Here is a 14,661-nt window from a genome sequence, read left to right as displayed (position 1 = left end):
AACGGGAAAAGGGCATAAATACTTGCTTTTTAGGAGTATAATCAAAGACAACAAGATTTATTTCGGTAAAAAGTATACAATGTGCAGAATACAAGAAAGGGGAGCGCTATGGAAAAAGGAATGGAATATGTGCTGGCGGTGTACGAGGAACATGGCTTTTCCAAAGCCGCGGCCAAGCTCTTTGTAACCCAGCCCGCACTCAGCGCCATTGTAAAAAAGGAGGAGCAGCGGTACGGGCTGCAATTTTTTAACCGGCGGGTAACGCCCCTGACGCTGACGGAAGCAGGCATCAAGTACATCAACAGCGCCCTGAAAATTCGGGAAATCGAGCAGAAATTGGGGAAGGAGCTCCAGGCCCTGCAAAGCCTGGAACAGGGGACCCTGCGCATTGGGAGTTCGGCGTTTTTCTGCGCCAATGAGCTGCCCAAACTGGCGGATGCCTTTCGGAAGGCCAGCAAAAAGCCAGCCAACATCAATTTACTGGAAGGGAATACGGCGGACCTGGTCCAGTACCTGCAAAAGGATACGGTGGACATGGTGCTCAGTGTGGATACCAGCTACGGCAGCAAATGCCAGGGCTGCTACCTATATTCGGAAATGATGCTGCTGGTGGTGCCGGCAGAGTACCCGGTGAACCAACGGCTCCGGGAGGCGGCGCTTTCCTGGGAAGAGGTGAAACAGGGCCGGTACTGGGAGCCGGACTGTCCCCAGGTATCCCTGGCAGAGTTTCAGAAGTATCCCTTTATTCTCCTGACCAAGGGCAACGACAGCCATAAGCGCATCAAGAAGATGTTCCGGAATGCGGGCATTCGCCCCCAGGTACTGCTGGAAATGGACCAGATGCTTACCAGCTACTTTATTGCCCGGGACGGCAAAGGGGTGACCATGATCCGGGCGGAGGTAATCAGTTCCCTGGAGGCTACGCCCAAACTGGTGTACTACAAGGTGGCGGACCCGCTGGCAGTACGGGGCGTAAATCTGTACTATAAGAAGCATGTGCCTTTGTCTCCTTTGGCCAAGGCCTTTATGGAATTTTGCCAGGAGGAAGGGGCCAAGTACGGGAAAGTTCTTGGTGGATTATAATCTCCCTTCGCAGGGAAAAAACACAGAAATATTTGTGAAAAAATAAAGGAATCCAGTATAGATGCGGGCCTGAAAGCCGAAATGAATCCTTAGCCTATAAGTAAATTGATATAACAGGTGTCTTAAATACCAATTGGTAATTGGGGCCGGGCTTTTCTATAATAGAGACAAGAGATGTTTGGCAAAACACCTGGCAAGTGACGCATGGAAACAACCACAATCAATTTTGATTCAGGAGGGAATATTATGGATTTACTGACGGAGAAATTTAAACGCTTGGGAATTGACAATGCACCGGGACAGGAAAAATTGCAGGCTGCAGCTCAGCTGGACCTGCGGGGCGAACCCCTGCCGGGCCCCAAAGTGGACTTTTCCCACGGGGATGTAGATGCCCACAAACCCACACCGGGTTCTCTGGATGCATTCATTGAAGGCTTCAACATGGGCAGCTGCGTAGCGTACACGGAATACCGGGGCGGGGAAGACCCTCGGCAGGACGTAGCCGCCAAATTGGCCGCCTTTACCGGAGCTCCTGTGGATCCGGACAAGGAACTGATCCTGACTCCTGGTACCCAGGGCGCGCTGTTCCTGGCACTGGGCTGCCTGGTAGGCCGGGGCGACAAGGTCGCCATTGTGGAACCGGACTACTTTGATAACCGGAAACTGGTGGAATTCTTCGAAGGGGAACTGGTACCGGTTAAATTGGATTATCTGAGCCAAAATACCTGTGCTGGGGTGAACCTGGATGATTTGGAAGAATCCTTCAAACAGGGCGTAAAACTGTTCCTGTTCTCCAACCCCAACAACCCCACTGGTGTGATTTATTCTGAAAAGGAAATTACCACCATTGCCAAACTGGCCAAGAAATACAATGTAACCCTGCTGGTGGATGAACTGTACTCCCGTCAGATTTTTGACGGCCATCCTTACACCCATCTCCGGGCCTTGGAAGAGAAACCGGATAATATGCTGACCATTATGGGACCGTCCAAAACGGAATCCCTCAGCGGTTTCCGTCTGGGTACGGCTTTTGGTTCCAGCTGGATCATTGACCGGATGGAAAAACTCCAGGCCATTGTTACCCTGCGGGCTCCCGGCTACTGCCAGCATGTATTCAAGGTCTGGTTCAACGAACCGGAAGGCTGGCTGGCTGACCGGATCCGGCAGCATCAGGAAATCCGCGATGCCCTGATTAAACTGGTAGAATCCCACGAAGGCTGCTCGGTAAGAAAGACCGAAGGGGGCAGCTACATATTCCCCACCCTGCCGCCTTTGGATGTAAGCATCAGTGATTTTGCCAAAATTGCACGGAAAATGGCCAATGTGACCCTGACGCCGGGCACGGAATTTGGCCCGCAATTCACCCACAGCTTCCGGATGAACTTCTCCCAGGACAAGGACAATGCCATTGCCGCCCTGGACCGGGTGCTGCAGCTGATGGAACGGTATAGAAGCAAATAAGCATACGGAAACGCTGACTTTTGATCCGGGCTGGGGGCCGCAGGGCTGCCCGGTCCGGGTACTATACAGAAAAGAGGAAATAACATGGCAAATAAACCGGTATTTGATGAAGCGCTGCAAAAGGAAATCAAAAGCAAGTTCTGTTATATGGATGAGGATATGTTCGGCCATAAACGGCTGTTCTTTGAAAACTCCGGCGGCTCCCTGCGCCTGAAGGCCTGCGTAGATGCCAAGGCCAAATACGAAATGATTCCTGACTGCCCCCTGCGTTATCATGACGTATCCGAGCAACTGCATGAAGTGAAAGCCAAGGGCATTTCTGACCTGCTGGAAGTTATTTTTGGTGCAGAACCGGGCGAAGGAGCTCTGGTAACGGAACTGACCCCGTCCAAGACCACCTTCAGCATTACCCGTGCCATTATTGAAAATGTTCCTGGCAAGAACGTGGTCACCACCTCCATCGAACATCCGTCCGCTTATGATGCTGCCGCCATCTATGCTGCCAAAATGGGCATGGAACTGCGGGTGGCCCAAGCCAACCCCAAAACTGGCGGGGTGGACGTGGACGCCATTGTGAACCTGGTGGACAAGGATACCTGCCTGCTCAGCGTCATGAGCGCTTCCAACATTTCCGGCAAAGTATTCCCCATGAAGGAAATCATCGAAAAAGCCCGGGCCATCAAACCGGACCTGTACATCATTTCCGATGCAGTACAGCATATGCCCCACGCCGCTTTGTATGCCCACGACCTGAAGCTGGACGGCATGATTATTGCTCCTTATAAAGCGATGGGTATCCGGGGCTGCGGCTACGGCTACGTTTCTGACCGGGCTGCTGTGCTGCCCCATGATAAATTAAACGGCAAGGATGCCAAGGAATGGGAACTGGGCACCTATCCCCATGCCAACTTCGCTGCCATGAGCGCCATGGTGGACTATGTATGCTGGCTGGGCCGTCACTACACCAATTCTGAAAGCCGCCGGGAACAATACGTGGTAGGCATGAAGAAAGCCCACGAACAGGAAGAAGCCCTGCTGGAACATATGCTGGAAGGCAGCGAAACCGTTCCTGGCCTGCGCCATATCCCCGGGGTAGAAGTGTACTTCGATGATGGTCCTATTGACGAAACCCGTGACCTGGTAGTGGCTATGGGCATGAAGGGTGTGGACTACACCGACCTGCGCCTGGCTTATGAAAAACGCCACATCATCGTCTTTGAACGGATCAACACCAGCCTGTACTCCAAACGGATTGTAGAATCCCTGGGTCATACGGGCCTGCTACGGGTATCCCCGCTGCACTGCCATGACTTCGGCGACATCGATACCTTCCTGAAGGCTACGGTGGAAATTGCCAAGGAATTTGGCGTGAAATAAGCTCCTAAACGAAAGAACCCTGCATAGAAAAAACCGCTGGAAAGCAAGAAATTGCTTTTCAGCGGTTTTTATTTATGCAAGGCTGTTTCTTATCATACAACTGCTTTTTACAGGCAGCGTTTGTAGATTTGGACCACATCTTCCGGCAGCAGGGGACGGAAGCCTTTGATCACGTTGCCCTTGGAGGAGCAGGCTTTTTGGGCCATGACGGGGATGTGTTCTTCCCCAATACCCACTTCGTGGAGGGTGCTCTTGAGTCCCAGGGTGGTGAACAGGAAGTGTTCCAGGTGGTTGATGGCTTCGTGGGCAATGGTCAGGGGTTCCTGCTGGGGATCCAGACCAAAGACGTTGACGCCGAAGCGGACGTACCGGTCCACATTCTGCTCGGTGAGGCAGTATTCCAGCCACCGGGGGGTGAGAATGGCCAGACCCAGGCCGTGGGTAATGTCATAGTAGGCGGACAGCTGGTGCTCCATGGCGTGGCAGCTCCAGATCTGGTTCTGGCAGGTTTTGAACAGGCCGTTGATGGCCCAGGAAGCGGCCCACATCAGGTTGGCCCGGGCTTCGTAGTTGTTTGGTTCCTTCAGGGCGATGGGGGCATAGCGGATCACGGTTTTCATCAGCCCTTCCATGAAGGTGTCCAAAAGGTACATGCCTTCGGTGGGGTTAAAATACGTTTCGATGGTATGGGACAAAATGTCTGCGGCGCCGCAGGCGGTATGGTAGGCATTTACCGTATAGGTGGTTTCCGGGTCCAGGAAGGAAACCTTGGGCTGGATCAGCATGGTTTTGGCGCCCCGTTTGTCATCGGTGTCGGGGTTGCTGAGCACGGCCACATTGTCCATTTCGGAGCCCGTAGCGGCCAGGGTGGGGATGGTGATAATGGGCAGGGCTTTTTCCGCCGGTACCCGTTTGATGAAGAAGTCCCAGGGGTCGCAGTCCACGCAGGCCCCGATGGCAATCATCTTGCCCGTATCCAGGGCGGAGCCGCCGCCGGCCGCCAGTACCATATCGATGCCTTGCTCCTTGCAGACCTGCACGCCTTCCCGTACCTTGTCGATGCGGGGGTTGGGGAGCACGCCGGAAACTTCAAAGCAGGTAAGGCCGGCTTTTTGGATTTCCTGCTGGATGGTATCGTACAGGCCAATCTTTTTGATGGAACCGCCGCCGTAGACCAGCAGCACCTTTTTGCCATATTGGGCCAGAACCTCGCCCAAATGGCAGAACTGGTCCTTGCCGAAATAAATCTTGGTGGGAATATCGTAAATAAAATCCTTCATGTGAAAAACCTCCTTCAGAATGGTGTGACAAGACAACGTACAGTTACAGTATAGCTGAATTTGGCGGAAAAGAAAACTGGGGGCGGGGCAAAGGAAATTTCCTTTGCCCCGCCCCTGGGTGTCAACTTTGGTGGTGCGGTCAGTGAATCTGAAGTGATGTGGTGCCGGGTATTCCCTCAGTGGTTCGCGGCTCGCTGTTCGTCATCGTCCTTCGGACTTGATTCACAGGCCGCTATCACATGGGCCTTATTGACCAAACAGCCTTTGGAAAATTGTGGGGCTGTTTGGATGCGGCCGTATAAAAGAGCGAGATTTGTGGAGTTGGTGCGGTCCGCAAACCTGAAGTGATGTGGTGCCGGGTATCCACTCAGTGGTTCGCGGCTTGCTGTTCGTCATTGTCCTTCGGACTTGATTCACAGGCCGCTATCACAGGGGTCGTATATTCCACCTTTCTGCGGCTGACACCTTGAACGGCGGATACGACTCCCTCATTCAGCCTGGGGCTGACATCTCTCCCCAGCGGTTCGCGGCAAACCGCTTAGTTGCGCCTTTTGGGCTTACTTCGCGGGCCGCTATCGCATGGGCCTTATTGACCAAACAGCCTTTGGAAAATTGTGGGGCTGTTTGGATGCGGCCGCATAAAGGGTGGAGCTTATAAGGGAAAAGCGGAAAGGCCCTGCAGTCCTAGGTGCCTTTCCGCCTGCGATCCGTCCTATTGTAGATTAGCGGGGGAATAGGACGGGATTTTCCCGGCTTTCATTGTAGAAGAAATTGTTAGAAAATACCAATACCTTCTCTATGATAGGCCTATGGGAGGAAAGCTATAACTCATATCATAGAAATTCTGATAGACCTCCTGGTGCAAAATTGCCTAAAGGGTGACGGATACGAAGCAACTGGCTTTTTGCTAAAAGGCTATAAGAAATATTCGAGGCATTCTATGGATGGGAAGAGAAAAATAGAATGTTACTGCTATTATCATGAAAAATCGATAGCTAATGTCTTAATCATAGAATATCTCATATAACTCGTATGGGAGGAAAAGTATTAGAAAAAATCTGAAATTTTACATAGAATGGAGGCATCAAAAGTCATGTGCGCGCGTGATGAAAGTAAAGAGAGGAAAATGTCATGAACGATTGTCAAGAACGCCGTGAACAGGTTCCCTACTGCAGCGGGCGGGATTTTCCCAAGACCGCCATTCCTGCGGGAGCCTGCGATTCCCACCATCATATCTATGACCCGGTCCGCTTTCCCTATGTGCCCACCGATGAGCGGAATCAGCCGCCTTCCACTGCGGACTGCTACCAGCTGCTGAAAAACAAGCTGGGTATCAGCCGGAGCGTTGTGGTACAACCCTCCGCCTACGGATTGGATAATCGGTGCACCTTGGCTGCGGTAGAGCAGCTGGGCAAGGAAAATACCCGTGCCATTGTGGTGCTGGATAATAGCGTAACGGACGCTGAAATCCAAAGCCTTCATGCAGCAGGGGCCCGGGGCATCCGGTTCAATATGAACTGCGGCTACAAAGGGGACTGGGAAGCCATCCGCCAATTGGTGGAAAAGGTGGCACCCTATCAGTGGTGCGTCTGCCTTTGGATGGATCCGGACCTACTGGTAGAAAAACAGAAATTCTTCGAAGCCTTGCCGGTGCCTTTGGTGCTGGACCACCGGGGCCATTTGCCGGCGGACCAGGGCAGCAAACATCCTGCCTTCCGGCTGATTACCCGCTGGCTGGAGGAAGAACGGGCCTGGGTGAAATTGTCCGGTTGGTACTTTGACAGTGTGCAGCCGGGCTATGCGGATACCCTGCAAGTCAGCCGGGATTACGCCAAGGCCAACAACAGCCGCTTTTTGTGGGGGACGGACTGGCCCCATCCCAACTGCTACAGCAAAGGAAAACCGGTTCCCAATGACAGCGCCATGCTGGATGCGCTGTTCGACATTCTTCAGGACGAGACGGCCTTTCACAAGACACTAGTAGAAAACCCGGCACAGCTGTTCGGGTTCGGCAAATAAGCCGGGGGGAGTACCATGAAACAATCTACGCGCACGATTTATGGAATGGATTGGCGGGTTTTTGTCTTCTTCGCCATTGCAGTTATTGCCGCAGCTTGCTTGAATCTGATTCCGGATCAGATGATTGGCGGCATTGCGGTGATGTTTACGCTGGGTATTATTTTCGGGGAAATCGGGGAAAAGATTCCGTTCTGGAACAAGTACTGTGGCGGCGGGGCCATCTTGGCCTTCCTGGGCTGCGGCGTACTGGTGTATACCAACTGTATGCCTGTGAATATCATCAAAGTCTCCAAGGGTTGGATGAGCACGTACAACTTCCTGAACGTATTTATCTGCTTCCTGGTGGTGGGCAGTCTGCTGGGCCTTGACCGGAAACTGCTGATCAAATCCAGTGTCCTGTACCTGCCGGCCCTTTTGGCCTCCCTGGCAGGAGCTGCGCTCCTGGGTGTGCTGGGGGGTATGCTGTTTGGCATTTCTCCTGCTGAAATCATTACGGCGTATGTACTGCCCATTATGGGCGGCGGTGCCGGTGCTGGCGCCATTCCCATGGCCCAGGTGTACCAGGATGTGACGGGAAAGGATTCTTCCGCGTATCTGAGCTTTGCCCTGGCCATTTTGGCGGTGGCCAATATTGTGGCTGTAGCCTTCGCCATTCTGCTGGATAACGTGGGCCGGGTGCTGCCGGGTCTTACGGGCCGCGGCCAACTGGTACGCCAGCCGGAAGCCCAGCGGAAGGCTGAAGAACTGGTGGAAGAGGAAGAAGAAAGCGAACTGACCATGGACGATATTGCAGCGGCTATTTTCCTGGCCGGCGGCTTCTTTGTCCTGGCAACCCTGGTGGCCAAGAAAATCCTGCCCTCTGTGTTTGGGGTGGCCATTCCCAACTTTGCCTACCTGATTATTTTCGCGGCTCTGGCCAATATCCTGGACTTGATTCCTGTCCGAACCAAGGCAGCCTGCCAAAAGGTGCAGCAGTTCTGCGCCAGCAAGCTGGTTTGGGTGCAGATGGCCGGCTGCGGCATTACCCTCATTGACTTTAACCAGATGATGAGCGTGCTGAGTCCGGAAAACCTGCTGATGTGTGTGCTGATTGTTCTGGGGTGCGTCCTGGGCTCCGGCTTGTTTGGCTACCTGGTAGGATTTTACCCCATTGAATCTTCCATTACGGCCGGCCTCTGCATGGCCAATATGGGCGGTGCCGGGGATCTGGCCGTACTGGGCGCAGCCAAGAGAATGGAACTTATGAGCTATGCCCAGATCTCTTCCCGGATTGGCGGGGCCATTGTGCTCCTGGTAGGCAGTTTCATCTTCCAGTTCCTGTGAGAAATGTAGGTTATGGAAGGCATAACTAGAGAATCATTGGTAAAATTCTGAAAACCGGCCTATAATCGAAAGCGTAGGCAGTTAGCCTCGCATCGATTTTCTGAACCGGCACAAGCCGGATAACTTGACGAAAAGAGGATGCAAAATGAGAAAATTTAAAACGGTGTATATGCGCGGCGGTACCAGCAAGGGCTGTATGTTCCTGCGGGAGGATCTGCCAGCGGACCGGAAGGAATGGGATGAGATTTTCCTTCAGGTTATGGGGAATCCGGATCCCAAGCAGATGGACGGCATGGGCGGTACGGTTTCTTCCAATAATAAGATTGTGATTGTGTGGAAGAGCGCAGAAAAAGATGTGGATGTGGAATACCTGGTAGGCCAGGTGATTGTGGGCAAGAAACAGGTGGACTACAAGTCCAACTGCGGCAACATGACAGCTGCGGTGGCTCCCTTTGCCGTGGAGGAAGGTTTGGTGCCCGTGGTGGAACCCATTACTACGGTACGGATGCTGAACAAGAACACGGACAAGTACATCAACGTAACGGTGCCCATTGACCCGGAAACCCATACCTTTGCCCAGGACGGGGACTGCCACATTGCCGGTATTGACGGCACGGCGGCAGAACTGAAGGTAAACTTCCTGAACCCGGCCGGTGCCAAAACAGGGAAACTGCTGCCTACGGGAAGCACCCTGGACGTGCTGGATATTGAGGGCCGGAAGTTTGAAGCCACCATTTTGGACGTCTCCAACCCTCTGGTGCTGGTGAAGGCAGAAGACGTAGGCCTTACGGGCACGGAAATGCCTGCGGTGGTGGACGCCAACAAGGAAGCCTCTGCCCTCCTGGAAAAAATCCGGGGCGCAGCAGCAGTGAAAATGGGCTTTGCCAAGGATTTGGCAGATGCTACGGCCAATTCTCCGGCAGTTCCCAAGGTGGGCGTATTTACGGCTCCTGTAGGCTATACGGACATTGCCGGCCAGCCGGTGGAAGCGTCCGCTATGGATCTGTGCGTACGGGTGATCTCCGTATTCAAATGCCACAAGGCCTGCCCGCTGACGGCCGCCAGCTCCATTGCGGTAGCGGCGTTCCTCCCGGGTTCCATTATTGAAAAGACCCTGGGGGCACTGCCGGAAGGGACCAAGTCCGTGCGGTTGGGTCACCCCAGCGGCGTGATGACGGTGTATCCGGACCTGGAAGAACAAAACGGGGAAATCCTGGTACACGGGGTGGCAGTACAGCGTACGGCCCGCCGGATCATGGATGGCTTTGTTTACATCCGGAAATAAGTTATGGGAACTTTGCTATTAGCTGTAAACAATGCTATAGAGAAAATCTGATACCCCCTATGGGAGTACAAGTATTGGGAATTAACTGAATAATCTCCTACAATAAGGGTATCGAGATTGGACTAGAAGTAAGTTTTCAGATAAGCCTAGCAAAGGGGATAAGAACATGGATCAAGAACAAGTTATTCGTGAAGCGGCAGAGAAGTTTGCAGCACTCATCCGGGAAGATTTCAAACGTATTGAGGCCATCAAAAATGCACCGGGCCGGAAGGATTTCACCAAGCTGGACCACGTTACCGTAGGCATTCTGCCTGGGGACGGCATTGGCCCCTACATTATGGAACAGGCCCTGCGGGTGGCAAAGTTCCTGCTCAAGGACGAAATCGCCGCTGGGAAGGTGGAATTTACCACCATCGAAGGCATGACCATTGAAGAACGGGCTGCCAAGAACCAGAGCCTGCCGGACGAAGTACTGGAAGCCTGCAAAGCCTGCGACGTACTGGTGAAGGGTCCGTTTGTGACTCCCCGGGCCGGCGATCCCTGGCCCAACCTGGTCAGTGCCAACAGCCTGATGCGCCGGGCCCTGCAATTGTATGCAGCAGTACGGCCGGTGCGGATTCCGGAAAAGGGCATTGACTGGACCTTCTTTAGAGAAAACATCGAAGGCGAATACATCTGGGGCAACAAGGGCATTCAGGTAAACGATGACCTGGCAGTGGACTTCAAGGTCCTGAGCCGCCCCGGTGCAGAACGGATCTGCCGGGCTGCCTTTGAATTCGCCAAAGCCAATGGCAAGACCAATGTAACGGTGGTAACCAAGGCCAATATTGTGAAACTGGTGGATGGGAACTTCATTAAAATGGCCCATGCCCTGGAAAAGGAATACCCGGGCATTACGGTACGGGAAGAACTGGTTGACTCCATGGCCGCCAAACTGACGGACCAGGAATTCACCAAAGGCATGCAGGTCTTTGTGCTGCCCAACCTGTACGGGGACATTGTTACCGACGTGGCTGCCGAATACCAGGGCGGCCTGGGAACGGCTAGCTCCTCCAATATCGGCGACCAATACGCCCTGTTTGAAGCCATCCATGGGGTGGGCAACTTCCTGGTACAGCACAACCGTGCCCAGTATGCCGATCCGTGCAGCCTCATTCGGGCCATGGGCGAAATGATTGCCCACATTGGCTACCCTGAAAAGAAACAACAACTGGTGGATGCCCTGGATATCTGCACCCGCACCGAAAAGAAAGTGGTTATCACCACCGACAAGGACGGAGCTACGGCTGCAGAATTCACGGACTATCTGCTGGATACCCTGGCAAAATAAGCCAGATACAAACAGCCTGACTACAAGCCACTATGCCCCGGCCGGGTGGACTGCGATCATCCGGACAGGGCCTGAAAAAAGGAGAGGAAACTCATGATTCAATTGTACAAAAATGGTGCGTACCTGCTTCACGGTACCGAACTGATTGCCGAAGAAGATGTTGCCAAAGCGGAGCAGCAGCTGGGCAAGAAGCTGGATAAGAATGAAGCCAAAAAAGGTACCATCGCTTACAGCATCTTGAAAAGCCACAACACCGGCGACTCTATGGATAACCTGAAAATCCGTTTTGACGCCCTGACCTCCCATGATATTACCTACGTTGGCATTATTCAAACGGCCCGTGCGTCCGGTATGGAAAAATTCCCCATGCCCTATGTACTGACCTGCTGCCACAACTCCCTGTGCGCTGTAGGCGGCACCATCAACGAAGATGACCATCTGTTCGGCCTGACTGCTGCCCAGAAATACGGCGGCATCTACGTTCCCCCTCATATGGCTGTTATCCACCAATATATGCGTGAAATGTATGCCGGCTGCGGCAAGATGATTCTGGGCTCCGACAGCCATACCCGTTATGGCGCTCTGGGTACTATGGCTGTAGGTGAAGGCGGCGGCGAACTGGACAAACAGATTCTGCTGGACACCTGGGACAACCCGTATCCTGGCGTAGTGGCTGTATACCTGACCGGTGCTCCCAAACCCTGGGTAGGACCCCATGATATCGCCCTGGCTATCTGCGGCGCTGTTTACAAGAACGGCTACGTAAAGAACAAGGTAATGGAATTTGTGGGACCTGGCGTTTCCTCCATGACCACCGACTACCGGAACGCTGTGGACGTAATGACCACGGAAACCACCTGCCTGTCCTCCATCTGGAGAACTGACGAAGACACCCATGCTTTCCTGAAGGAACACCATCGGGAAGCTGACTATAAGGAACTGAATCCGGCTGACGTAGCGTACTACGATGGCGTTGTGGTTGTGGACCTGTCCACCATTAAACCCATGATTGCCCTGCCGTTCCATCCTTCCAACGCTTACGAAATCGACGAACTGAACGCCAACCTGGGCGACATCCTGCGGGAAACCGAAAAGGCTGCGGAAAAGGTTAGCCAGGGCAGAGCTGAATTCACTCTGACCGACAAGATTGTGAATGGCAAGCTCCAGGTACAGCAAGGGGTTATCGGCGGCTGTGCCGGCGGTAACTACGTGAACGTAGTGGAAGCTGCCAACATGCTGCGCGGCAGATCCATTGGCGCCGGCGAATTTACCCTGAACATTTATCCTTCTTCCATGCCCGTTTATATGGACCTGATGAAGAAGGGCGAACTGACGGACCTGATGGCTGCCGGTGCTGTGGTTAAGACCGCTTTCTGCGGACCTTGCTTCGGCGCAGGGGACACGCCCAACAACAACGGCCTGTCCATCCGTCACAATACCCGTAACTTCCCCAACCGGGAAGGCAGCAAACCGGGCCAAGGCCAGATGGCTGCAGTAGCCCTGATGGATGCTCGTTCCATCGCTGCTACCGCTGCCAACAACGGCATCCTGACCTCTGCTGAAGAATACGGCGATGCTTTCGGCAATGTGCCTGAATACCACTTCGACGACAGCTCCTACAAAGCCCGTGTATTCTACGGCTTTGGCAAGGCCAACAAGGACCAGGAACTGTTCTACGGCCCCAACATCAAAGACTGGCCGGAAATGCCGCCTCTGGGTGACAACGTACTGCTGAAGGTCTGCTCCAAGATTTTGGATCCGGTTACCACCACCGACGAACTGATTCCTTCCGGTGAAACCTCCTCCTACCGTTCCAACCCCCTGGGTCTGGCTGAATTCACCCTGTCCCGCCGGGATCCGGAATACGTAGGCCGCACCAAGGCTGTGAAGGAAGTAGAAATCGCCCGGGAAGCTGGCAAGGACCTGCCGGAAGAAGTAAAGGCTGTGTTCGAAACCTTGAAGAGCCTGCCTGGGGAAGCAACTCCTGCCAACACGGAAATCGGCTCTATGGTTTATGCCAATAAACCTGGCGACGGTTCTGCCCGTGAACAGGCTGCCAGCTGCCAGAGAGTTATCGGCGGCCTGGCCAACATCACCCAAGACTACGCTACCAAACGGTATCGTTCCAACGTAATCAACTGGGGCATGCTGCCTTTCCATCTGAAAGGCGAACCGGTGGCCTTTGAAGTAGGCGACTACATCTACGTACCCGGCGCCCGGAAAGCTCTGGATGGGGACCTGCAGGACATCACCGCTTACGTGGTGAAGAACGGCGAAACCACCCCCATCAACCTGTACATCAAAGACCTGACCGCTGAAGAACGGGCTATCATCAAAGCTGGCTGCCTGATCAACTTCAACCGGAACAAGGCTAAAAATAAGTAATTCGCAGCAATGCGATATCCTCCTTTTTGCTGAAAACCAACAAAACCAGCAAGAGCCCCTGGACCCCGTTCCAGGGGTTTTTGCTGTCCTGAAGAAAAATTGGCAAAGGCGCAGGAATTTGGCAGTCAGAGGGCTTGAAAAATGGTAGAATATAAGTAATAATAGTTTGATTCTTGCAAGGTGAGGGGTACATTATGGATTTTCGTGAACTGCAATATGTAGTAACTGTAGCTGACTGCCGGAACATTACCCAGGCGGCCAAACAACTGTATATTTCCCAGCCTTCCCTCAGCTATGCCCTGGCCCGGATCGAAAAGGAAATCGGCGTCAAGCTCTTTGACCGGTCCCAGCAGCCTTTGGCGCTGACGGATGCGGGGATTATCTACGTGAAGACGGCCCGGGATATTCTTCAGGAACGGATTGAGATGAAAAACCGCCTGGCGGACCTGAAGGACGGCCAGGGGGCCCGGATCAGTCTGGGGATTCCGGCGGAGCGGGCAGGGTATATGCTGCCGCCCATTATCAATACCTTCCGGCAGCGCTTTCCGGATTCGGAGTTTTTCATTCAGGAAGCGGGTACGGACGAGCTGATTGAGCTGCTGAAGAATAATAAGGTGACCTTCCTGGTCTGCCCCCGGGACCAGGAGTATCTGCCGGTGCCCATGGTGACGGAACTGATCTACCGGGAAAAGGTGCAGCTGATTGCGGCGGAAGATGCCTTTACGGACGATATGTTCCTGGACAAGGCCAGCCGGCTGGTGGATCTGAAGAAACTGGAGCATATGCCCTTTATCGGCATCAAGAAGCGTCATTCCATCCATGCCCAGGTGGAGCGGATTTTCCGCCAGTATGATATTTCCCCCAAGGAACTGATGGAAGTGGAAAGCAGCATGACGGCGGTCCAGCTGGCAGCCTGCGGCCTGGGCTTTACCATTGTGCCCGGCCGGGCCAAGAAAATCCTGGGGCCGGATTATGCCCGGTATTGCTACGATTATTCTCCCCATCCTTTTCAGTGGAACATCAATGCCATTTATAAGAAGAACAGCTATCTGAATAAAGCGGAACGGTATTTCATTGACCTGCTGAAGCGGGAATTTGGCAGCCGGGAAGTCTAAAAA

The 14,661-nt window shown here is 53.5% G+C and carries 10 protein-coding genes; 9 read left to right on the top strand and 1 reads right to left on the bottom strand.

Features of this window, described 5'->3' with window-relative positions:
- Positions 1–108: 108 nt before the first annotated feature.
- From LKE88_RS08280 to LKE88_RS08270, 3 genes are all read left to right on the top strand, one after another.
- Positions 109–1,083: a LysR family transcriptional regulator gene (locus LKE88_RS08280; RefSeq protein WP_105326449.1), complete on the top strand. Its 975-nt coding sequence runs from the start codon at positions 109–111 to the stop codon at positions 1,081–1,083.
- 246 nt (positions 1,084–1,329) lie between these two features.
- Entirely contained in the window at positions 1,330–2,544 is a 1,215-nt protein-coding gene (locus tag LKE88_RS08275; RefSeq protein WP_105326448.1) for a pyridoxal phosphate-dependent aminotransferase, read from the top strand.
- Between the two features lie 84 nt (positions 2,545–2,628).
- Positions 2,629–3,921 carry an aminotransferase class V-fold PLP-dependent enzyme gene (locus LKE88_RS08270; RefSeq protein ID WP_105326447.1) on the top strand — a complete coding sequence of 431 codons (1,293 nt, stop codon included), beginning with the start codon at positions 2,629–2,631 and terminating at the stop codon, positions 3,919–3,921.
- A 107-nt stretch (positions 3,922–4,028) separates the two neighbouring features.
- On the opposite strand, the gene LKE88_RS08265 is transcribed toward LKE88_RS08270, so the two are convergent.
- Positions 4,029–5,201, bottom strand: a complete 1,173-nt coding sequence (locus LKE88_RS08265) for an iron-containing alcohol dehydrogenase (protein WP_118286773.1) — start codon at positions 5,199–5,201, stop codon at positions 4,029–4,031.
- Positions 5,202–6,332: 1,131 nt separating this feature from the next.
- On the opposite strand from LKE88_RS08265, the gene LKE88_RS08260 reads away from it, so the two are divergent.
- The 6 genes from LKE88_RS08260 (at position 6,333) to LKE88_RS08235 (ending at position 14,658) form a co-directional block, all read left to right on the top strand.
- Positions 6,333–7,220, top strand: coding sequence for an amidohydrolase family protein (locus tag LKE88_RS08260; protein ID WP_118286772.1), 888 nt, complete (start codon positions 6,333–6,335; stop codon positions 7,218–7,220).
- Between the two features lie 15 nt (positions 7,221–7,235).
- The gene (locus tag LKE88_RS08255) at positions 7,236–8,543 is read left to right on the top strand and encodes a 2-hydroxycarboxylate transporter family protein (RefSeq protein ID WP_118286771.1); all 1,308 of its coding nucleotides are present in this window, start codon (positions 7,236–7,238) and stop codon (positions 8,541–8,543) included.
- 145 nt (positions 8,544–8,688) lie between these two features.
- Positions 8,689–9,828, top strand: a complete 1,140-nt coding sequence (locus LKE88_RS08250) for a 2-methylaconitate cis-trans isomerase PrpF family protein (protein WP_276803320.1) — start codon at positions 8,689–8,691, stop codon at positions 9,826–9,828.
- Between the two features lie 166 nt (positions 9,829–9,994).
- Positions 9,995–11,158 (top strand): isocitrate/isopropylmalate family dehydrogenase, encoded by a 1,164-nt coding sequence (locus LKE88_RS08245; RefSeq protein ID WP_105326444.1) that lies wholly within the window; start codon positions 9,995–9,997, stop codon positions 11,156–11,158.
- A gap of 93 nt (positions 11,159–11,251) precedes the next feature.
- Positions 11,252–13,543 (top strand): hydratase, encoded by a 2,292-nt coding sequence (locus LKE88_RS08240; protein ID WP_276803318.1) that lies wholly within the window; start codon positions 11,252–11,254, stop codon positions 13,541–13,543.
- Positions 13,544–13,737: 194 nt separating this feature from the next.
- Entirely contained in the window at positions 13,738–14,658 is a 921-nt protein-coding gene (locus LKE88_RS08235; RefSeq protein ID WP_105326442.1) for a LysR family transcriptional regulator, read from the top strand.
- The last annotated feature ends 3 nt before the right edge of the window (positions 14,659–14,661 follow it).

The organism is Acidaminococcus hominis (assembly GCF_022484025.1).
In the GTDB taxonomy this organism is placed as follows: Bacteria; Bacillota; Negativicutes; order Acidaminococcales; family Acidaminococcaceae; genus Acidaminococcus; species Acidaminococcus hominis.
This window is presented reverse-complemented; position numbering and strand designations above follow the sequence as displayed.

Bases quoted from the DNA above. Each gene is read 5' to 3' on its own strand.
- LKE88_RS08280 (WP_105326449.1), top strand. From the start codon at position 109: ATGGAAAAAGGAATGGAATATGTGCTGGCGGTGTACGAGGAACATGGC.
- LKE88_RS08275 (WP_105326448.1), top strand. From the start codon at position 1,330: ATGGATTTACTGACGGAGAAATTTAAACGCTTGGGAATTGACAATGCA.
- LKE88_RS08270 (WP_105326447.1), top strand. From the start codon at position 2,629: ATGGCAAATAAACCGGTATTTGATGAAGCGCTGCAAAAGGAAATCAAA.
- LKE88_RS08265 (WP_118286773.1), bottom strand. From the start codon at position 5,201: ATGAAGGATTTTATTTACGATATTCCCACCAAGATTTATTTCGGCAAG.
- LKE88_RS08260 (WP_118286772.1), top strand. From the start codon at position 6,333: ATGAACGATTGTCAAGAACGCCGTGAACAGGTTCCCTACTGCAGCGGG.
- LKE88_RS08255 (WP_118286771.1), top strand. From the start codon at position 7,236: ATGAAACAATCTACGCGCACGATTTATGGAATGGATTGGCGGGTTTTT.
- LKE88_RS08250 (WP_276803320.1), top strand. From the start codon at position 8,689: ATGAGAAAATTTAAAACGGTGTATATGCGCGGCGGTACCAGCAAGGGC.
- LKE88_RS08245 (WP_105326444.1), top strand. From the start codon at position 9,995: ATGGATCAAGAACAAGTTATTCGTGAAGCGGCAGAGAAGTTTGCAGCA.
- LKE88_RS08240 (WP_276803318.1), top strand. From the start codon at position 11,252: ATGATTCAATTGTACAAAAATGGTGCGTACCTGCTTCACGGTACCGAA.
- LKE88_RS08235 (WP_105326442.1), top strand. From the start codon at position 13,738: ATGGATTTTCGTGAACTGCAATATGTAGTAACTGTAGCTGACTGCCGG.